Annotated in this window: 21 protein-coding genes and 2 pseudogenes; 6 read left to right on the top strand and 17 right to left on the bottom strand. The window is 43.4% G+C overall.

Going from position 1 to position 20,528, the window contains the following annotated elements; all coding sequences use genetic code 11:
* Nucleotides 1-9: 9 nt before the first annotated feature.
* From AC58QO_RS09625 to AC58QO_RS09610, 4 genes are read right to left on the bottom strand one after another with little or no spacing between them, the layout of a single operon-like run.
* On the bottom strand, nt 10-756 hold the full coding sequence (locus tag AC58QO_RS09625; RefSeq protein ID WP_497265071.1) for a sugar isomerase domain-containing protein: 747 nt from the start codon (nt 754-756) through the stop codon (nt 10-12).
* Nucleotide 757: 1 nt separating this feature from the next.
* A complete protein-coding gene (locus tag AC58QO_RS09620) occupies nt 758-1,714 on the bottom strand; it encodes a BadF/BadG/BcrA/BcrD ATPase family protein (RefSeq protein ID WP_497265466.1) in 957 nt (318 codons plus the stop codon).
* 18 nt (nt 1,715-1,732) lie between these two features.
* Entirely contained in the window at nt 1,733-2,401 is a 669-nt protein-coding gene (locus AC58QO_RS09615; protein ID WP_497265070.1) for an N-acetylmannosamine-6-phosphate 2-epimerase, read from the bottom strand.
* 18 nt (nt 2,402-2,419) lie between these two features.
* Nucleotides 2,420-3,286 carry a MurR/RpiR family transcriptional regulator gene (locus tag AC58QO_RS09610; RefSeq protein ID WP_497265068.1) on the bottom strand — a complete coding sequence of 289 codons (867 nt, stop codon included), beginning with the start codon at nt 3,284-3,286 and terminating at the stop codon, nt 2,420-2,422.
* Between the two features lie 247 nt (nt 3,287-3,533).
* On the opposite strand from AC58QO_RS09610, the gene AC58QO_RS09605 reads away from it, so the two are divergent.
* Entirely contained in the window at nt 3,534-4,400 is an 867-nt protein-coding gene (locus AC58QO_RS09605) for a MurR/RpiR family transcriptional regulator (RefSeq protein WP_497265067.1), read from the top strand.
* 18 nt (nt 4,401-4,418) lie between these two features.
* Here the strand turns inward: AC58QO_RS09605 and AC58QO_RS09600 are convergent.
* A pseudogene (locus AC58QO_RS09600) lies at nt 4,419-5,026 on the bottom strand (transposase); the annotation flags it as partial.
* Nucleotides 5,027-5,243: 217 nt separating this feature from the next.
* Here AC58QO_RS09600 and AC58QO_RS09595 point away from each other — a divergent pair.
* A complete protein-coding gene (locus AC58QO_RS09595) occupies nt 5,244-5,660 on the top strand; it encodes a VOC family protein (protein WP_173120015.1) in 417 nt (138 codons plus the stop codon).
* Nucleotides 5,661-5,781: 121 nt separating this feature from the next.
* On the opposite strand, the pseudogene AC58QO_RS09590 reads toward AC58QO_RS09595, so the two are convergent.
* The 11 genes and pseudogenes from AC58QO_RS09590 to AC58QO_RS09540 all read right to left on the bottom strand — a co-directional run.
* Nucleotides 5,782-5,880, bottom strand: a pseudogene (locus tag AC58QO_RS09590) (polyketide cyclase); the annotation flags it as partial.
* 145 nt (nt 5,881-6,025) lie between these two features.
* Complete coding sequence (locus tag AC58QO_RS09585; protein ID WP_497265066.1) at nt 6,026-6,916, bottom strand: sugar phosphate isomerase/epimerase family protein; 891 nt, start codon at nt 6,914-6,916, stop codon at nt 6,026-6,028.
* Nucleotides 6,917-6,938: 22 nt separating this feature from the next.
* Entirely contained in the window at nt 6,939-8,177 is a 1,239-nt protein-coding gene (locus AC58QO_RS09580) for an NAD(P)/FAD-dependent oxidoreductase (protein WP_497265065.1), read from the bottom strand.
* Between the two features lie 14 nt (nt 8,178-8,191).
* Nucleotides 8,192-8,515 (bottom strand): MocE family 2Fe-2S type ferredoxin, encoded by a 324-nt coding sequence (locus AC58QO_RS09575; protein WP_497265064.1) that lies wholly within the window; start codon nt 8,513-8,515, stop codon nt 8,192-8,194.
* A 32-nt stretch (nt 8,516-8,547) separates the two neighbouring features.
* Complete coding sequence (locus AC58QO_RS09570) at nt 8,548-9,633, bottom strand: fatty acid desaturase family protein (protein ID WP_497265063.1); 1,086 nt, start codon at nt 9,631-9,633, stop codon at nt 8,548-8,550.
* A gap of 705 nt (nt 9,634-10,338) precedes the next feature.
* Nucleotides 10,339-10,476, bottom strand: coding sequence for a hypothetical protein (locus AC58QO_RS09565; RefSeq protein WP_497265062.1), 138 nt, complete (start codon nt 10,474-10,476; stop codon nt 10,339-10,341).
* A complete protein-coding gene (locus AC58QO_RS09560; protein WP_497265061.1) occupies nt 10,470-11,177 on the bottom strand; it encodes a putative endonuclease domain-containing protein in 708 nt (235 codons plus the stop codon). The genes AC58QO_RS09565 and AC58QO_RS09560 overlap by 7 nt, the downstream gene beginning before the upstream one ends.
* 92 nt (nt 11,178-11,269) lie before the next feature.
* Nucleotides 11,270-12,166, bottom strand: a complete 897-nt coding sequence (locus tag AC58QO_RS09555; RefSeq protein ID WP_497265060.1) for a helix-turn-helix domain-containing protein — start codon at nt 12,164-12,166, stop codon at nt 11,270-11,272.
* Between the two features lie 108 nt (nt 12,167-12,274).
* A complete protein-coding gene (locus AC58QO_RS09550) occupies nt 12,275-13,066 on the bottom strand; it encodes an alpha/beta hydrolase (RefSeq protein WP_497265059.1) in 792 nt (263 codons plus the stop codon).
* The gene (locus AC58QO_RS09545) at nt 13,063-13,800 is read right to left on the bottom strand and encodes an SDR family oxidoreductase (protein ID WP_497265058.1); all 738 of its coding nucleotides are present in this window, start codon (nt 13,798-13,800) and stop codon (nt 13,063-13,065) included. The genes AC58QO_RS09550 and AC58QO_RS09545 overlap by 4 nt, the downstream gene beginning before the upstream one ends.
* Nucleotides 13,797-15,170, bottom strand: coding sequence for a hypothetical protein (locus AC58QO_RS09540; protein ID WP_497265057.1), 1,374 nt, complete (start codon nt 15,168-15,170; stop codon nt 13,797-13,799). Before AC58QO_RS09540 ends, AC58QO_RS09545 begins: the two co-directional genes overlap by 4 nt.
* Before the next feature lie 132 nt (nt 15,171-15,302).
* Here AC58QO_RS09540 and AC58QO_RS09535 point away from each other — a divergent pair, with 132 nt between their 5' ends.
* From AC58QO_RS09535 to AC58QO_RS09520, 4 genes are all read left to right on the top strand, one after another.
* Complete coding sequence (locus tag AC58QO_RS09535) at nt 15,303-16,184, top strand: helix-turn-helix domain-containing protein (RefSeq protein WP_497265056.1); 882 nt, start codon at nt 15,303-15,305, stop codon at nt 16,182-16,184.
* Between the two features lie 110 nt (nt 16,185-16,294).
* The gene (locus tag AC58QO_RS09530; RefSeq protein WP_497265055.1) at nt 16,295-17,665 is read left to right on the top strand and encodes a hypothetical protein; all 1,371 of its coding nucleotides are present in this window, start codon (nt 16,295-16,297) and stop codon (nt 17,663-17,665) included.
* A gap of 25 nt (nt 17,666-17,690) precedes the next feature.
* Nucleotides 17,691-18,686 (top strand): aldo/keto reductase, encoded by a 996-nt coding sequence (locus AC58QO_RS09525; protein WP_497265054.1) that lies wholly within the window; start codon nt 17,691-17,693, stop codon nt 18,684-18,686.
* A gap of 22 nt (nt 18,687-18,708) precedes the next feature.
* A complete protein-coding gene (locus AC58QO_RS09520) occupies nt 18,709-19,590 on the top strand; it encodes a creatininase family protein (protein ID WP_497265053.1) in 882 nt (293 codons plus the stop codon).
* A 54-nt stretch (nt 19,591-19,644) separates the two neighbouring features.
* On the opposite strand, the gene AC58QO_RS09515 is transcribed toward AC58QO_RS09520, so the two are convergent.
* Entirely contained in the window at nt 19,645-20,523 is an 879-nt protein-coding gene (locus AC58QO_RS09515) for a helix-turn-helix domain-containing protein (RefSeq protein WP_497265052.1), read from the bottom strand.
* Nucleotides 20,524-20,528: the final 5 nt, after the last annotated feature.

The following is a 20,528-nucleotide window of genomic DNA, read 5'->3' as shown; positions in this document are numbered from 1 at the left end:
TCCATATTTTTAATAGGTAATATTACGGTGCTCATACTTTTCTTGAAGCTTGCGGTTGTGCTCATCCCCGCCATCTACGTTTGCACTGATATACACTGGTGGTATCCTTTCTTCTTGTACATATTCAGCTATAATCTCGACAGTTAGCGCTTGGGCAATAAAAACCCCAACTACCGTGGAAGCAGAACCTGTTTTTTCGCTAATTCCGGGAATCTCAAGAAGCACATCTCCGTAGGGGCAGCAGTTATCAATAACAATGTCGGCTATTTCATAAAGTTTCTTGCCGCTTGGATGTCGACTATCCGAATTCGTGGAATGTAATAAGGAAGTGACCGCTATAACGGAGAGACCTCTACGCTTACTTTCTATAGCGAGCTCATTCGGAGCACCGTTACGTCCTGAATTAGAGACGATGATAATCGAATCTTCCTTTCTAACATCATGCAAATCCAATAAATCATGTGCCGTTTTCGGCTCCCGCTCTAAATCTACAAGGTTGATACCTATTCGATTATCGATTCGTGCGATATCTTCAAGCCCTACTAGATTCAATGGCACCAATCCGCCTGCACGACCGCACATTTCCATTCCAAAGGTACGTGAATGTCCTGCACCAAATACATGAATCACGCCACCTTCTAACAAGCTTTTACTAAGGAGTTTAGAGGCTTTCTGCAGAGGTTCCATCTGTGTACTTCTAAATGTTTGAACGATGTCTAGAATCGTATCGATGACTACATTTGCGCCGATATTCATGTCATTCCTCCAATTGATCTAGTAGTTGTTGTTTCATCCCTACACTTTCTGCCGCTATGATCAAGGTACCCATTAGCGGTGAATAAACCGGCTTGGTGATCTTATACGCAGGAAATCTCTTATGAATCGTTTGTTCAAAAGCTGGAATTATCCAAGCTTCAGAACTAAATACCCCTCCGGTTGGATAAATCTTATTCACACTCGAGATATTAGCTCGTTCTAAACTTTCTATGACCGAAATAGCGAGTTCACCGAGATCCACACCTGCCTTACGCAAAATATGCTGCGATACCGTATCTCCTTGTGTGGCCGCCTCGTTCACAATAACTGCCAAATTGGCAATATCCTTACGTTTGATTTGATCCCCATGCAGCATCGTTTTGATATCCCAATAATTGCTTCGCTCAAAATGGTCTAATAATTGTTGGTACAATACCGTAAACGCTCCTCTATTTTCCCAACAGCGTATACTTGCTTGTAGAGCATCCAAACCAATCCTGTAAGCGCTTCCTTCGTCACCAAGTATATGTCCAAATCCACCAGCTGTATAATCGATTGCATTTTGAGCGTAATAAGCAATACTACCTCCTCCTGCAATGACGAGAATGCCGTCATTTTCTCCAGCAGAAGCACCGCTTATATTCGCTATGACATCGCCTACAATAATAAATGAACGAACATCCATGCAAGCAGTAACCCAACTTTGAATCAGCTCCGTATGTTCTTCACGCAAGCCGCTAATGCTTATGACAGCAACGTCTATGCGAACGACACGGTTCAATTTATTTAGTAAGGTCTGAATCGATTCTTGTATTCCTTTTCTAGCCATCTCTTGTCCGTCTGTTGATACCATGTGGTCGATAGGGAGACCCTTTTCAATAACCATTTCACGGGTATTAAGATCATAAAAGCACACTTTTGTTGAGGTTTGCCCTCCATCTATACCAAGAAACATCATCAAGCATCATCTCCAACATTATTGGATCGCGCGCACAAACCTAGCTGCTATTTCCCATGGTGCTGTTATTGCAGTTCCGATCACTACACAGTGTGCACCTTGATTCAAGGCTTCTTTCACTTCATACGGTTGTGAAAATCTGCCCTCTCCAACAATCGGAACGCGAACCTTACTTGTCAAGGTTTCAATTAACGCTAAATTAGGTCCGTCTGTCTTCTCTGTATAGGAAGTGTAACCAGACATGGTTGTACCCACAAGGTCTGCTCCAAACCTTTCAGCGCGAATAGCTTCCTCTTCATTAGAAATGTCTGCCATAACAGGTACTTTCAATTTCGTTTTTATCTCTTGAATCAGTCGCTCCAGTTCACTCTCATCGGGTCGACCTTGATTCGTTGCGTCAATCGCGATGATGTCAGAACCCGCTTCAACTAATGCTCTAGCACTTTCATAATCAGGCGTAATAATTTTAATGCCTCGCTTATCAGGCAGCTTATGTATGCCGATCATGGGCAGCTTTACCGTTTTTTTAATTTCACGTATATCTTCTGGGCTGTTTGCCCGAATCCCTCCTGCCCCTGCCATTTGAGCACTTTCCGCCATAGCTCTCATATAATGAGGTCCATAAAACGGGGTGTCTATCCATGCTTGACACGAAACGATTAGACGACCTTTCAATTGTTCAATCAATGTGCTTCCCTCCAAGTATCAATACAGTTTATCTAAAATGGATTCAGTCGTTTTCGAGGGCTCCAAGCTATTGCCTTTTTCGGACATGTATAAGGAAATGCTAATGGCAATCAATTCAATTAAGAATAAAATGGAAGCCTTACTTTTTAAATCATTCTCATGTACCGAAATTCCTTTACCGAAGCAAACTAGGCGAATATCAGAAACATCTGTTATTGGAGAACGGCCATGCCCAGTAATGCAAATGGTTAATGCTCCGCTGGATCTCGCCTTTTTCAAAGCAAGAACAACATCTTTCGTGCTTCCCATTTGGGATATGCCTATTGCCACATCATCACTAGTTAGATGAGCTGCACTAATTAATTGCAAATGGACATCCATATGGGCATCCACCGATAAGCCTAACCCTATTAACTTCATCTTAAGAAGTTCAGCAATGGGGCCTGATTCACCTAAACCATAAATAATTATTTTGTGAGCCTGCATCATTTTTACGATTGCTTTTTGCAATTCCTCAAGATCAATAATTTTTAAAGTTTCTTGGATATTGTTGATATTGATTTGAGCAAGTCTTTGTGGAAGATTCATTTTGCCATCGTTGGCTTCATTCCGAATACCACTATCCATATCTCTTGCCAATTTTATTTTTAATTCCTGATAGCCTCTTAATCCAATTGACCTGCAAAAACGGGTAACCGTCGATTGTGCAACGCCTAGCTCATCAGCTACTTGAGTCACAGAGTAATACATCACTTTCTCTGGATATTGCATGACAAACTCACCGATTCTTTGTTCCGTAGCAGACAAGTGCGCATAGGAGCTGTTTAGCTTAGAATTTATCGTTTGCTCTAAATCTGGCATATGAACATCTTGTAATTTCTCCACAATATTTCCCCATAACTCCTCTCTCTACTGTGCCTTATGAGTTGATTATAATCGCGAGTAAATGAATTGTAAATAATTATTTTATCGATATTATATAATTTATAATAAATATTTTTTCGACATTATGCAGTAGAAATTGATAAATACTGTTGCTAGATCGATTCGTTTTCGCAATTTGCCAATTCATTGTATACTTATAATATTCGTCAAGTTAAGCTGATTATCATAGTTCAAAGGAGAACCCTGGATGCGATTAGAAAATAACACAAACGAAGATGCGAGCGAATTTACCATTAAATCTAAGCTGAACAGTTCCTATGCTCACCTTTCTTCAACAGAGCAGAGAATCGCCGCCTTTGTCATGGAGTTCCCCACCAAAGTCATCTATTCCTCCGTTACACAAGTCGCAGACGAACTAGAGGTGGCGCAGTCGACGATCACTCGTTTTTGCAAATCTATCGGCTTAAGAGGTTATCAAGAACTAAAAATCAAACTAGCTAGAGACATGGATAGTGGGATAAGACCTGATACAAATGAAGGTAAAATGAACCTTCCACAAAGGCTTGCCCATATAAGCATAAGCAATCTACAGGAAACGCTGAAAGTACTCGATTTGGAAGAATTGCAAAAATCCGTCATTAAGATTATGGAAGCCAGAAAAATTGTTATCTTCGGACTAGGCGAATCTGGCCCCCTAGCTGTTTTATTAAAAATGAAACTACTCGGCATGGGATTTATGGCTGATGCACATATTGATGTTCACCTTCAACTAATTAGCGCTGCTCATTTAAATACAAATGATGTCGCAATTGGCATTTCCCAGATTGGAAGCACGAAGGATGTGGTTGAAGCACTAAAAAAAGCTCGATCCAGTGGAGCCCATACGATTTGTATCACCGGTCATGGCCGATCACCGATCACCGAGGTAGCCGATACGCGTCTTGTTTGTTTAAGCAAGGGGGTTTCGGTTTTTGACAACGACTTAAAAAGTAAAGTCTCCATTCTCTATATCATTGAATTAATTACGATAAGCCTGACGCTATATTTATCTGAAAATAGTTCGGGAGCGGATGCATGGAAAACCACGGAGTCTATCCTTAATAAGTTATATTAAAAGTGTGATATTCCAGAATTAATTAGAAAACGGAGCCCGCAATTCCGCGGCGCTCCGTTTATTTTGTTTCATAATTAATAGCGATTTGCCTTCTGCTTCCTTAATGCGATTATGCCGGTCTTCTATTGTCGCGTTCGTCCATCTGCAACGATGATAGTTGACGATTTCCATCTTCCAGTTTCGCATCGTTTTTAAGGTGCTTCGAACTGCCGGATGGTCGATTCGATCCCCATGCGCACACCAACGTTCAAAACCAGATTCGGTGATGGTAACGCTCGGCGAACAGTTGTACCAAGTGGTGAAGGCTTCTTTCAATTCCTATACGCTGCGCAAGAGCGGGGAATAGCCAAGCAAAATATGAAGACGATTTCTACTCTCTTCATTAAGCGCATCTGCTGGCGGGCTCAGCAAACGTTGATGCGATTTCAGATGAGCCTTCGCATGTGAAGACAAACGGCTTCCTGATGCAGACGTTCCACAGTGCTCGTCGCCGCTTGCTGCATGCGGGCGCTATGCGCCGCTGTTGAGCCAAGCGCTTGTTCCACCGCAAGGGAGCGAAACAGGTTGCAGTAGCTTTGTTTGTGCTCCACAAATTCGTAGGTCCATCCGAATCCGGCATGTGACCGACAAACAGAATCTGGCTTACGTGTAACTCTGGTATGTTGAGAAGTTCGTTGATATACTGGGTTTGCATCTGCTTATTCCTTTTTTTGTGGTTGGGGAATTACAACAATACAGGATTGGCAGGAATCAAGTAGACCGATGAATTCCCGGATCGGCTTTCGTCTAAATAAACGAAGGCATCAATGACAACAAACCAATTTGACGATGAGGTGTTTAAAAATGGCATTAATGTCCACATTCACGAGCTTCAATCTGCCTGTAAACAACGTAGAACAATCGAAGGCGTTCTTCACCGGACTCGGATTCGAGCTCAACCCGCAATTCCCCGAGAATGAGAAGGCGGTAGCCATCGTGATCGGCGACAACCTGCAGGTCATGCTGCTCACCAAAGAACTTTTAAAGTCGCTCACGCAGAAGGAAACCGTTGATACGGAAAAGTATGCGCAAATGACGATCGCATTGGCCTTCGAGAGCCGAGAGAAGGTGGATGAAATCGTGAATACTGCGGTCTCCTTGGGCGGGAAATCGTACGAAGAACCTGAGGATTATGGATTCATGTATCATTGGGCCTTCGAGGACTTGGACGGCCATATGTGGGCAATCAACTACATGAACACGGATGCAGCTCAAGGTTAAAGATAACGGAGAGCGCACTCATACTTGGATTAACAAGGGAAGACGCCGGGCACCTTCCCCAGCGTCTTCTTCGCGATGATTAGTTTTGTTCGGTATAGGCTTTGAAATTGACCATAATCGCTTACCAGCCTGCTTGCTGGAGCTCGACGGGGTTGGAGCTTTCCGCGTCGAACGATTCAATGACCTTCGTCTCATTCCCTTGATCGACGAAAGTAATGTCTCGGTATACTACTGGAGTGCAAACGGCATCGCATGGGGACTTAGCCGTCAAGCACTGAATTTAAGGTTGAGTCAAGATTAATAACCCCAATCTCAAATTTGAGAATGGGGTTATTTTTACTTATCCCGAAACCTCACACCCTGCTTCACCCTGCTTGAGCTTGCCTCCACTGCTCCTCGATGATTCTTTTGAACAGTAACGCTTGCTGCCATCGGTCGGAAACTTCATGTTCCTGCCCTTGCTTGTCTCGGTAGGTCATTGCATAAAAATTCGGTGGTCCAAGCTCTGAGCAGAATGGAAATATATCTCCGGGTTTCGCTTGTTTAAGCCAATGCACCATACCCTTACGCCACCAGCGTGTAAAATGCACCACCATCGGATGTTCACCGTCCACGCCAATATCTACTTGGACCTGTTCACCGCTAGAGACACGGGCATGCATACCTGCAGAACGCTCCAGCAGCTTATCGAAATAGACTTCAACCTTCTCATTCGTTCCTACAATTTCACCCGCAACAACATAGTGAGATAAGTCGATCATCAATTTGAGATCGGGAAGGGCATCAACGTAGCCTGCCGTACGAATTAAATCTTGTGTAACCGTACCTCTATGCGTCTCAATAAAATGCGGAATTCGAAACTCATCCGTTACCTTCAATAATGATTGCAGTAAATGAACAGCTTCTTGATCAATGACAAAAGAATCAAGTACCTGCGAATTGATATATTGTACACGGCCAAATTCGTTAGCTCGCTTCATGATTTCAATTAAGTCTTGCGGCTTGGCAGGAAAGGCAATCGCGCTGAAGCTCAGTTTATAGCGGTCAAGCAAACGATGCCATAAGTCCATATCCGCAACAGATGGCAATAAATAGCTGACACCTGTAAATCCCGCTTCAGCAATTTTCTCAAACTTCTGCTCCAGCGACCATTCTCTTCCGTTCTCTCCCAATCCTTGCATGGCCCAAATGGCTTGTTGAACATCCAATTTTGGCGGATTAAGAGTCCCATCATTAATGCGATTCCAATTACTCATGCTTTACTCCTTAAAATGAGAATTATGAATTCAAAAGCGACTTTAATTTCACATCCGGATTTGCTAAGACTGTGGGATCGAGTACTGCCTGTTTTTGGATTAGCATTTCTGCAAATCGAATATCCTTGGCAATCTTTCCGTTCAATCCTACCGCGCTGGCCGAAACCAATTGATCTTCGGAAGATAAATGGAAGAACAACTTATCGGACTCCGTCACATGTCTAACCACGGTCTTCACGCCGCAGTCTGGTAATCCAGTGACTTGTAAAGTTTGTTCATATTGATCCGACCAAAACCAAGGGATTGCGAGATAAGGGTTGGATGAACCCAGCATACTTTGTGCGGCATGTGTTCCTTGATCTTGCGCATTTCGCCAAGCCTCCAGACGAATACGCTTGCCTCCAAAGTGACGATGCGGAAAGGAACAACAATCACCTGCTGCAAAAATATCAGGGTCACTCGTTGTGAGTCTCTCATCCACCCATATGCCATTGTCGACTATAAGTTCACTTTGAACAGCTAATGTTGTTTCAGGGATCGCACCAATGCCTACGACAATCTCGTCACATTGGACAACGGTTCCATCTACAAGTGTAATTGAATGTCCATCTCTCGTTTTTGCGATGCGTCCAATTCCTACTCCTAGTTTAAAAGCTACACCTGCTTGACGATGACGCGTTTCTACAATATTAGCGATTTCCTCAGGTACGCCTCGCATCAGAATACGAGGTCCGACTTCAATAACCGTTACCTTGCAACCTTTTTCCCGTGCGCTTGCCGCTACTTCTAGTCCAATAAAGCCGGCACCAATGACAGCAATGTGCTTCCCGTATTGAAATTTAGCGCGTAAAACAAGTGAGTCAGCGAAGGTTCGGAGATATAATAATTCCGCCATGTCGGAGCCTTCCAAATACAATCGGCGTGGAGAAGCTCCTGTCGCTAGCAAGAGCCTCTCATACCTTATCTTTTGTCCGTTACTAAGTTCAGTCTCATGTTGACCCCGATCAATCTTCACAACTGCACGATCCGAGATGAATTGAATCCCGTACTGGGATTGCTTAGCCTTATCAAGAATCGTCATTGGCGAAGGCTCTTCTTCATCAACCAACGCACTCTTGGAAAGCGGCGGCCGCTCATAGGGTGCCAGCCTTTCTTTTCCTATCAGCGTGATCGGTCCTTTCCAACCCTCCGTTCGAAGCTCCACGGCCGCACGCGCACCCGCTTCACCTGCACCGACAATCACCATTCCTAAATCAGCCATCTTCTTTTCTCTCCTCAGTCAATCTTGATAAAGATCTTGTCATCTTCAATCTTTATAGGATATGTTTTTAGAGCTTCGCAAACTGGCGTGCGCTTCGCTTCACCCGTTGTATAATCAAATCGACCATTATGCTTCGGACACTCAATAAGGTTGCCCATCACAAGTCCGTCGGCTAAATGAACTCTCTCATGGGTACAATACCCATCTGTTGCAAAATAATCGCTTTTCGCGGAACGATAAATAGCAAACGTGCGATTGTCATAATCGAATCGAATAACATCTTCTTCATCAATCTCATCCACTTCACATGCTTCTACCCAACCTATTAATTGCTGCATAAGTACCTCCAAGTAAATAAGTGTTGGTTTGTTTAATTAGCTAATTGTTCTTTTGTTTGTACACCGTAATAATACGGGTTAGCCGTAGATGGCAGAGGACGATCAACCACATATGTCGGATCTTCCTTCTGTTTAATCAATGCTGCAATAACTTCTTTGAGAGCTGACCCAAGACTAGGATTCGGTGCTGGATAATCAAACTTCAATTCTTGGTGAAGGGCAGGTAAAGCATGATAGGGAACCATTGGAAACATGTGATGTTCGATGTGATAATTCATGTTCCAGTATAGAAATCTGAAGAATGGATTTAAATAAATGGTACGTGTATTTAAACGATGATCCAGCACATCTTCATGTAGTCCCAAATGCTGAGTCAGTCCTACTAATAATAGGAGAATCGGTCCATAAAAAGTCGGAAGGCCCACGAACATCAGCGGTAAGATACTGCCAATTTGGATCGACCAAATAATGAATCCGAGTAAGATTAACACCCAAATACGTGAAATCCAAACCGCCTTCTTATACTCTGACTCTGGCACATAATCTTGTTCTGACGGCGTAAGCTTGCCGAAACTGTGTAAGATAACGCTTTTGAGATCTCTAGCGCCTCCATAAATGTGCACAATTTCTCCAAAAATGATACGCCAAATAGGCGGTCTCGACATCGCAATTTCTGGATCGCGACCAACGATATACGTGTCAGTATGATGGCGAGCATGGCTCCAACGCCAAGGCGTCGGCGGTCTCAAGTCCATAAAGGAGGCAATTTGATAAAGGGCATCATTCATCCATGGTGTCTTGAATGCCGTGCCATGGCCACATTCATGCCATCTTGAATCCGCCATCGAAGCATAGCTAATTCCGTATATAGCGAACACCGGTATGGCCCACCAGGTCCCCCACGTATAATAAGCAAGCAGCCCCGTAGCGAAGAGCCAAGCAAACATGATAATCGTATCGCGAATGGCAGGACCATCTTTACGCTTCATGAGTTCCTTAAGCCGCTTCCGTGGAATTGGACTCATGTACCATTCCGCAGCAACTAATCCTTTGTCCTGTGCACGCTTATTCTCGGGGCCTGTAAGCGAATAATCCCTTTTCGTATAGGCATTAGCCATTGTGTTTCCTCCTTATTTATCGTGTGTTAGCGCTTACTAATATGATAAACGTTGAGGGAGGTATTGTCTTTGAAGCAATAAGACACACACTTGCACTATTCGGACATTTCATTTCAAAAAACATAATGGATTTTCCGCTTCACAGGGTGTGGTTGGTGAACCACTCATTCAGAAGCTGGATTATCCGGCGTCAGGTAAGAGGGACTAGCTGAACAAGGCTTATGAGGCTGTATTATCCGGCGTCAAATGGTGTGCAAGTTGCGCCACGCTTTACAGAGGCTGGAAAATCCAGCGTCAGGTAAATAAGCTAGCTGAAACAGGCTTACGAAGCTGGATTTTCCAGCGTCATCGATTAGGTGAGGGGGATTTGATTCGTTCAAGCTGGTTTTTCCAGCGTCAGGTAAGTGGGGCTAGCTGATCCATGCTTTCCAGGCTGGATTATCCAGCGTCATCGATTGGGTGAGGGGGATTTGTCTTGTTCATGCTGGTTTTTCCAGCGTCAGGTAAGTGGGGCTAGCTGATCCATGCTTTCCAGGCTGGATTTTCCAGCGTCATCGATTAGGTGAGGGGGATTTGATTCGTTCAAGCTGGTTTTTCCAGCGTCAGGTAAGTGGGGCTAGCTGATCCATGCTTTCCAGGCTGGATTTTCCAGCGTCATCTATAGGATGAGGGGGATTTACCTTGGTCAAGCTGGTTTTTCCAGCGTCAGGTAAGTGGGGCTAGCTGATCCATGCTTTCCAGGCTGGATTTTCCAGCGTCATCTATAGGATGAGGGGGATTTACCTTGGTCAAGCTGGTTTTTCCAGCGTCAACCATCATAACCGCGGGCAACCCAGCTAACACTTGGTTCCTCCCGAAGTTTTTGCTCGATACCGCATAATCTTCTTTCCTTCTCTGGATGCAGGAAGAATTAATCCTTTAAGAACAAGTGATTTAAGATATTTGGTGGAAGTTTCTCGATTAATTCGGAGCGCCTTAGCTACTGATGTTGGCGTGACCATGTCGTCTTGATTTTCAACCCATTTCCAAACAGCATATTCGATAGGAATTAATTGGAGTAGACGATTTGTATCTTCCAAACCCCATTTCGCTGCTGCTTGCATGATCGTCTGTTGACATTTGCGGGGATTGTACTTAATATCATCTAGCGAAAACCTTAAAATTTTCCAATCGTCCAAGACGAGGTCGTTATGCCGGTGTAAATTGTCATCGTATTGCTTACGATCAATGTTGCGAAAATGTGTCCCATACGGGTCAATCTCGATGCACACTCGTGTAATGTTAATGATGAATACAAAATCCAAGAACCGCCAGCCATCTTTAAAGTCTCGGAGCTCAAACTCGGCGAATAAAAGTCGAAAGTTACCGAATGCTGGCCACCAGACATCCTTTAAGAACAAAGTTTCCGCGTACCGCTTCTCGCTAAGCAACCTTCTTCTCCTCTCTCCCACGCTCCCCTTGACTTGCTCTTCCATAAACCTTGTGTAAGCATGAGTAAATGACTCGTCCGAGTTCAAAAGCCCCTTTATCGTCTCTATCTTCATCTACCTCCTGGAAATAAAATAGCCGCCTGCACGGTTCTATGAACCTGTAACAGACGGCGTGTGCTTCACTACCTGGATTAATTATAACACAATCAACTGAATGGAATTTCTGAAAGTTGGGATTTGCGAAACTTGCCAGGGGGCACGCCGATTTTACGATTGAAAACCCTTGTATAATAGTGCACGGATTCAAAGCCTGTTTCCTGCGCGATATGACATAAAGTCCAGTCCGTCTCACGTAAAAGCTCCATTGACTTCCGAACCCTGCGTTCTTGCACATAATGGGTGAACGATTGCCCAATTTGCTTGGCAAACAAGCGCGATAAGTGTCGCTCCGTTATGTTCAGATAGGCCGACAACTGCTGGATATTTAGCGATGAAGAAAGATTGTCATCGATAAATAGCTTTGCTCTTTGTAAATAGTAGGATGAAATTTGTTGGTGCTCCGGAGTGTCGTCCATCTCACTACCCTCTACAAACTCACTGCAAAAGGAAACAAGTAACGCATAGGCATAACAGCGAATCAGCTCTTTCGTCATGGCACGATCCTTCATACAAATCGTAAACAGCATGCGCCAAGTCTGCGCTGACACGGTATCGTCTGCCATTGGCACGGTAATTTTGTTTTCATTCATCATTTGCAGATAGCGATGTAAGCTTGCTTCTGTCGAACAAGAATCGTCTACTTCGAATGCAACATAGTATAGCTCGATTCCTTTCTCACTTTTGATTTGATGCCATTTACCAGGCAATGAACAAAATAATGTCCCTGCCTGCAACGGATACGTTTCGCCCGACTCCAAGTAGAACCCCTCACCCGACAATACATAGCAAACTTCAAAGAAAGAATGCCGATGTACGGGATTATCAAAATGCGCAGGCAATGCTCCCCAATAATGCACCTTGAAGCCTAAATCTTCACCCTGCAAATTAACTGCGGTTTCATTTAAAATACGACTCATCTTTTTGTAGTCAGATTTAGCTGCCATGGAGTTCTCTCCCGAAACATTAATTTTGCACTTTTTTGCTATTATACAATGAGAAAAACTTACGAGTAGCGGAAACTTATAAATTTTTATGTGGTAAAAAAAGAGACCTCAAGAAGAGGACTCTTTCATCGCATTGGAATGAAAAATCAAATGTTCTTTAATATGCTCTCGCCAATAATCCCAGGTATGAGCACCTAGATACTCCTCATATGAATGAGGTAGATCCAACACTTCCAACCTTTCATGCAACTGGCGATTCATTTGAATATAACGATCTTCTACACCGCAATCAAATTTAAGCTTAGGAAGATCCTTAGAGGGAGGAATGGACATGGTTAAGGGGGATACTTCCTCCGTTCGATTCCCATCTGCTTGAAAAATGTGCGAGTAATCTTCGGCACCAATTAGTTCGCCAAGCTCGATAACATGGAAAAATCCGCTTAAGCTGGAGGCTGAAGCAAATCGCTCTGGGTGCGCGAACGCCATCCGAATAGAAGCATATCCCCCCATCGATAACCCGCTGATCGCCCTTGTTGTTCTGCTTCCGCCTACATGCCACTTCTCTTCAATATGCGGAATCAAGTCTTCCAACAAATAATCTTCATAGAGATGTGGTCCTCCGATATCCCAATTCAAATACCCAGTTCCGATGGCGGTCAAACCATCTGACGGCATAAGAACCGCTATCGGACCCATTACCTGCTCATCAAGCAATGCCTGCATCGTTGTGATGAGTTGACCTTGTTCCGTCCAATCAATCTCGGAACCATGTACCCCATGCAGTAAAATCAATAAGGGCAGTCGACCGACTGGACGCGGTTCTGGCATTAAGAGTCGGTAGACACGACGTGAGCCTAACGCTTTAGATTGAATGATATCGGAATATAATCGCAGCTTCATTGATTTAATTCCTGCAAGGTAAAATTGGCATCTTTCATCGAACGGAGCACAATCTCATGTGTGACACAGTTATCGTCCATTTGAATGACGGAGACAATAGCGCTTGCCACATCGTCAGGTGTCAAATATTTCTCAACAGGAGATTTTTGCTCGCGCGCGATATCCCAGAAACCCGTATTGACACCCCCAGGGTAAATACCAGAAACTCGAATGTTAAATTGTGCAGCTTCCTCTTGAAGGGCTTGCGTAAATCCTCTGACAGCAAATTTTGTGCCGCAATAGACGGATTCCGTTGGCACTCCGGTTAATCCCGCAGTTGAAATGATATTGATAATATGACCTGCACGCTGCTCTTGCATACTACGTAGCGCATACTTACAGCCAAGAATTGTGCCTTTATAATTAACGTCCATCATCCAGTCGATATCAGCTTCCGTATATTCGGTGATTAGCTTATGTCTGGCAACGCCTGCATTATTAATCCAAACGGCAATCGGACCTAGCTGAGCCTCAGTCTTCTCCGTCAATGCTGCAATATCGGACTCTGAACGCACATCCGCCTTCACCCCAATAACACGATCGGAAGCAAGCAACGCTACAGCTTCATCTAATGCTTTCTCATCCGCATCGGTCAGCATTACTTTCGCTCCTGCAGCATGAAGCTGTTTCGCTAATGAGTAGCCAATCCCTCTTGCAGCACCTGTAACCACACATACTTTATCAGTTAAAATCATGACGCTGTCACCCCTCCACGCGTTCTTTCTTTTCCTGCACGAATTTCCGCAAGAAAATCTGGCCACCATTCTTTCTGCTCGGATCTCTGGCTCAACCTGACTTTCTCAGCTAGGTTCCGGTTCATGACGCTTTCCGCTTGCTGTTTAAGTTCCCCCATATCCTTGAATTCAGGAACTAACCATTTCCTGCCGATTTGCGCATGCAAGACCTCATCAGCCCAGTCGTAATCCTGAAACGTTTTGGCAAGATCGTTATCCGATTCTTTGGCGACGGCCCATTCAAAATGTTTTCCCGTATCTTTCGGCATCAATCCTTGCTCAATGTACCAAAGTACAAGATGCGCCTCGAGTGACGTAGCTGTATTGTTCAATGCCATTGTTGTTAAAAATTCCACTGGATACTTGTAAAACTCAACAGCATCCTGGTAGAGACCCACTTCACCCATCATCGAATGACGAGCCTCGTCCCATAGCTGTCTACTCAAGTCTTGATAGTAATCCCATGGCTTCCCAGTCGTTTTATAAATAATGGGACCCATCCACTCGGGTACGTCCATCTCACGGAGACGTTTAAAAAGGAGTGCATACGTTCTTTCGTCCGCTGGACGGTTTTCATCAAAATAATACTGGTCAAAATTGGCGGTTGAATTATAGCTATCTGAAAATCTCGCATCACGACGAGGCTCCACGTTCATTTCAAATGGCTGCCCATCTGATCGTGGCACTGTTAATTGCCAATCTGCTGGCTTAGCCAAGTCCCCCGAAATGCCTCCTGCCGCATAAAGGAATGATTCGATATGATTTTGCCACTTTAATGCGGCTTGCTGATCTTCTTCCGTACGGATAAGGGCTTCAATAGCCGCTTCTCCCCATGGAACCATCTCTTCCTCTTCAACTAAAATCAATTTCAAAGCACGACAGGTAGGATGATCAACTAACGGATTCGTTTCCACTAGATGCTTTTTCAATGAGCGAACTAATTCCCGTTTGGCAACGCGATAAATGCCCACAAGAAGCTCCAACGTGGTCTCCGCGCGTATCACTTCGCCAAAGAATGCCTCGAGCTGCGCATCGGGAACTTTATCCAAATGTAAAGGCGGTTCCCTCATCTCCGTCACTCTTTTCCGAAGTGCGGCACTATGCTCAGCATCAAGCCAAATATGAAGTCCAAAAGCACCCTTCACTTCCCACTCAGGGGTACTGGTAATATGTGCTGCAAAAATTTTAGTCAGTTGCGATTCGGAATACAGATATCTTCTAAGTAAATTCACGTTATGATCGATGTCATAGCCGACTTTGCAAGCGTCTTCATAACTACTAACACCTGAAAGAGGGATTAAGCCTAAATTGTTGATATTTACTCTAGTCATCGTTAATTCCTCTCTTTCTAAACTGTAAGAATTAACTTAACTATATCGGAAACATGTAAAAAAGGCATTGTGAAACCTTACTGTTTTCTTGTAAAATCTTATTATATCTTCTGGTAAAAAAGGAGCTTCTCCATGAATCAATCGTTTCTTGAAGTAATCAAAAATCAACCAATCGTCCCCTATATCCGAGAATCGGACTATGCCGTCAGGCAGCCAGGGTGGACGGTTCCCAACCGCAAACTACTAGATTACTTACTGATCTATATTCAGGAAGGTACCTGTGAATTTGAAATAGATGGTGTGACATATACATGCGAGGAAGGGGATTTCTGTCTCATTCAACCTGATCTTCTTTGCTCTTTAAAAGGAATCTCTCGAACGATTACGCCTTTCGCTCATTTCGATCTGTTCTATCATGCTGAACGGGAGCATAGTTTCGCAACGAAGCCAGGGCTGATTGATCTAACTGAATACCAGCATCTTATACAGCCACGTTTGAACGACTTTGCTAATATCTCTATTCCCGTTAAGTTCCGACTCCAGCATAATTCCAGTTATAAAGAATCCTTGTTAAAAATGATTGGTCTATGGCAGAATGGCGATGTCATCAGCCAACTGGAAGCTAATCATTTGCTCCAGGAGATGATCCTCGGTCTTCTTAAAGAATTTAGTGATCTTCAGCAAGAAGATCACTCGCACAAACCGCAATCCTTGAACTGGATCACCTCTTACTTTTCGATTCATCTTTCCGAACCGTTATCACTTCAAGATATGGCGAAGCGGGCGCGACTTTCTCCTTCGCGTTTCTCTGCCCTTTTCAAAAACAAATTCGGTGTTTCTCCGCATCAATATTTTTTACATTTAAGGATCCAGCATGCCCGAGAACTGCTTAAGCAAGGCGATTACACGATGGAGGAAATCGCACAGTTTTGCGGCTTCACCGATGTGCCTCATTTCTCGAATGCATTTAAGAAAATAACGAAGATGACGCCAGGCCAATTTAGGAAAATGTAATTTGTAAATCGTAGGAATGCGTTATTTTGCCATAGAAGATGATCACTTTTCATCACAATAAACGCTTATGATGAGTAAGTAATCATTATTCATTCAGGAGGGTTATTACAATGGAGAATAATCAAGAGTCTCAAACGGAATTTGATGTAGATATCGATCAACAAGGATTGCCTGATAGTATCGTTCATCAATACAGTAGTCGTCAACTTCGTCCAATTGAAACGAATCAGCGATTGCTTCAGCTATTTTGGATTGAATTCGAGCTATCGCGCATGGTAATGGGATGGGTTTCCGTATTTCCTGATTGGGACGCTAAAGGTGACTTGATGCGTTTCGCTTATTTGCATACCATTCACTTAAAACGACTTCGTGAAAGAATCGATGAACTACCTGGTCCAGGTATCAATGACCGTTCACGAACTCCTATCGTTATACGCGAAGCATTCGATCGACTCTCGATTGCTCCTGGCATCCCTGAATTTGCTGCGGGTTACAACATGCTATTACGCTCCCTGTACGAAAGTTATGACGGACTGCGCTCCGAGATGGATCCCATTCTCGATTCTCCAAGTTTCGATGCTCTAAGAGATGCGGAAACTGATCGGAGACAGCTAATTGAATACACAGAACGCTATACCCGCTTCGCATATTCGGAAAATAACCAACTTCAACAAGTCTATCATCAATGGCTTCAATACGCAGGACAAGTTACCTTACACTTGTTTCGAAATTTAGGAAAGAAGACTACACAATGGCCTATTCAGCCTGACTTCAAACCCGCGGGTCCTGTGCCTGCTGTCGCTGCTCCTGACCCTCGGTTTCCGCTCTTAGATCCAGCAAAGCATGGCGCGGTCAATTTACTTCGTGATTCAAGTAGCCCAGTAAACGATAGCGTTAAGCAGATGGTATTTATTAACGCCACGGAAATGACTTCTGCCGAATCTTTGTCTTACCTTTACTATGGTGTTCAGGGAATGCCTATCGATTTCTATATCGATGTTGCCCGACATACCTGGGATGAAGTCCGTCATAGCCAAATGGGTGTTAGACGACTGCTTCAATGGGGTCATCGTACGGAAGAATTCCTATGGCAAGGTACAAATGCTCTATCACCAGAAAATCTAGATGACGTCTTCCCAGAATTTTATGCAGGGCTAACTATGATTGCCGAACCTTGCTCCTTCTTCAAAAAACGTAAATCAATAGATGCTTTTTGGAAATTTGGTGATACGTTATCGGCTATCCAATCTGAGTTCGATATCGTCGATGAAAGGCTCCATGTCGATTTTGGGAAAAAATGGGGTGCTAAGCTTTATGAGCATATTAACGATTTTGAAACAGCCCGATCTGTTCAAGAAAGAGTCCGCGCTCGGAGATTGGAATCCATCGGAATTCCCGACGATCAAATCGCTCATTTATTGAAAAATTTCCCTGAAATGTGTGGTTTCACAACGAAAGAATTAATTTACGATAAATATTAATTGTAAACGGGAGGTTATCGGTAGAATGAAATATAATAATTTTCCAGGAACGGATCAGCGTATCTCAAAACTGGGTTTCGGAGCCATGGGTCTAAGTGGTATGTTTGGTGCACAAGATGATAAAACGATGATCCGTTCTCTCCTACTCTCACTGGAACAAGGCATTACGTTTATAGACACGGCTAGAAACTACGGACGTTCAGAGGAATTGATCGGTAAAGCTCTTAAGCAATGGGCTGGAGAGAAGCCCTTTCTGGCAACTAAAGCCGCTGCTTTACCAGGTAATCCTAACAATCCTGGAGCTGCCTGGCATCAACCCCACGCCGTAGAACATGCTTATCCTTTAGGTACAATTCGTGCTAGCCTTGAAGAATCACTTAAAGAATTACAGGTTGAGTCCGTTGATTTATTACAGCTCCATAAATACTGGCCGTTCTGGGATCAAAGTGATTATTGGATGGAGGAGCTAATTCGCTTAAAGGAAGAAGGAAAAATTCGTAATATTGGTATCTCCGCAATCGACCATCGTCATGATCTTGTAATTCCACTTATTCGTTCAGGCCATGTGAATGCTATTCAAGCTTTATTTAATATTTTTGATTCCACTGCATTAGATGCGGTAATACCAGAATGCGTAAATAACAATGTCGCATTTATAGCTCGAATTATCCTTGATGAAGGTGGCTTAACTGGTTTTCTTACGGAAAACATGGTATTTCCTGATGATGATTTCCGGAAAGGATACTTTGATGTTCTTCCGAGACAAATTTACATCGATAAAGTAAATCGGTTAAAAAATTATATTCCTCAGTATGCAGACTCTCTTGCAGAGCTTGCCATTCGTTTCGCTATTCAACATCCAGGCGTTACTACGGCCATTGCATCCATGCAGGTGCACGAGCATGCCATACAAAATATTTCCTCAGCTAGTAAAGTTCCCCTTCCTACGGACATATTTGAGGAACTTTGCTATAAACACCGCTGGATACGAAATTTTTATCATGCTAGAAGACATATGTAACACCCATACAAGGGGGCTCAATATGGAAAATGCAACAAAAGTACTTTGGTCAGAAATGTTCCCTTCCGAATTTCATCAAGCTATTCACCAATGTCCAATAGTCTATCTTCCACTTGGATTATGCGAACCGCACGGTCATATAAGTGCATTCGGACTAGATACCTATAAGGCAGAATTTATCTGTATAGAAACTGCTCGCCGCGCAGGCGGAATTGTTGCACCGACCTCGGCCTACCATATTCATGAACAAGGATCATCTGCCCGCTTTCTGGAGGATCACGTAGGTAACACAAATCCTAGATTGACTTCAATACCATCATTTGTTTTCTTTCGAATGTTTCTCTATCAAATTCGCGCTTTCTATAACGCTGGATTCAGATCGGCCGTTGTTTTGTCTGGCCATGGTGGAGCCTTTCCCGACGATCTAAAGCGAGTATGCGCTGCCATAATGAAAAACCTCGATTTTTATATCTGGTTTGGTACCGACTTTGATTTAGCTGCGGAGCAATTCCAGGGTGATCATGCAGGAAAATACGAAATTTCCACACTCATGTACATGCGTCCTGATTTAATAAATTTACAGTTAAAGCATTTTGAGACTGTTCCTGGTATGGGCGGTAGTTTCGCTCTCCACTCAAGTGCTGGTCAGGCTACTTCCGCATACGGCGAATTGATTGTGAATTACTGCATAGCATCTCTGACAGAAATAGTTCACAATCTCCGTGAGAAAATGACAGCAGCTTGTGATGAACAATTTATTAGTTACGAAGAGACTGAGGAGATATGGGAATCTATATGCAGTCACGAAGAAGACTGGCTAACGCTTCATCCACGTGAAGGACAAACTCCAGTTTCGAAGGACTCTCGTTGGAAAAAAGGCGAATATACCAAGTTCTATCGATAACGTTGATTCTTACTGATGTGAAACAACGCTCTTGCTGACCGCAAGAGCGTTGTTTCACATCAGTCTTTTATACTCTTTTTTCCGAAATTGATACGGTGTGACTCCACTATGCTTTTTAAACAACTTGCAGAAATAGGATACACTCTGTATTCCGATTTGCAGGGCAATTTCCTGTACTTGATCATCCGACTCCATTAAACGCCTACGAGCGTGATGAATGCGACGCGCCGTAACGTACTCTCCTACCGTGCATCCAATTTCATTATGAAAAACCACAGACAAATGGTTGGGGGTTAGATGGAGCTCATTGGCCAGCAATTCAATTCGGAATTCCTTAGCTAAATTACATTCTATCCAAGCGATTGCTTTCTCCGAATGAGAAAGTGCTCTTATACTTTTCTCCATTCTCATTGGTTTTTGTGGAAGGTATTGTTGTAAATGTTGAAGTATACCTATTACGGAAAGCGTGTAGGTCTCTTGCATCCGAATCCGATCGGATTTTGATACCATAAGTGACTGATCAAGCTCCCGAAGTAACATCACAAATGGATGATTTTCCGTAAGCCCCTCCATATAAGGAATTGACAGATCTTCTGTACACAGTTTTTTAAAAAAAGACCCCAAGTAAGTAAATGGCATTAAATAAGATTCTATAAAACTTGGTTCTAGTATAAGATAACTTCTAATATAGGACTCTTCTTGAAACATCCGAATACGGTGCAATTGAAATGGCTGAAAGATAAGTAACGTCCCTCCACACAGCGGAAACCTACTCCCATTAACAATCACTTCTCCTATGCCCTGATGTAAATAGTACAGTTCCAGTCCTTGATGAGAGTGAAACATATCAAAGCCGTTCTCGGTTGTTCTACGGTATACTAAATCGTAAGGGAATTGATCAAGACCAACATATTCGAGTACCCTTTTCTTCATTATTG

The sequence above is a fragment of the Paenibacillus sp. J31R30 genome (assembly GCF_059692115.1).
Note: the sequence above shows the minus strand (reverse complement) of the source record. Positions and strands in the feature narration are given on the sequence as shown.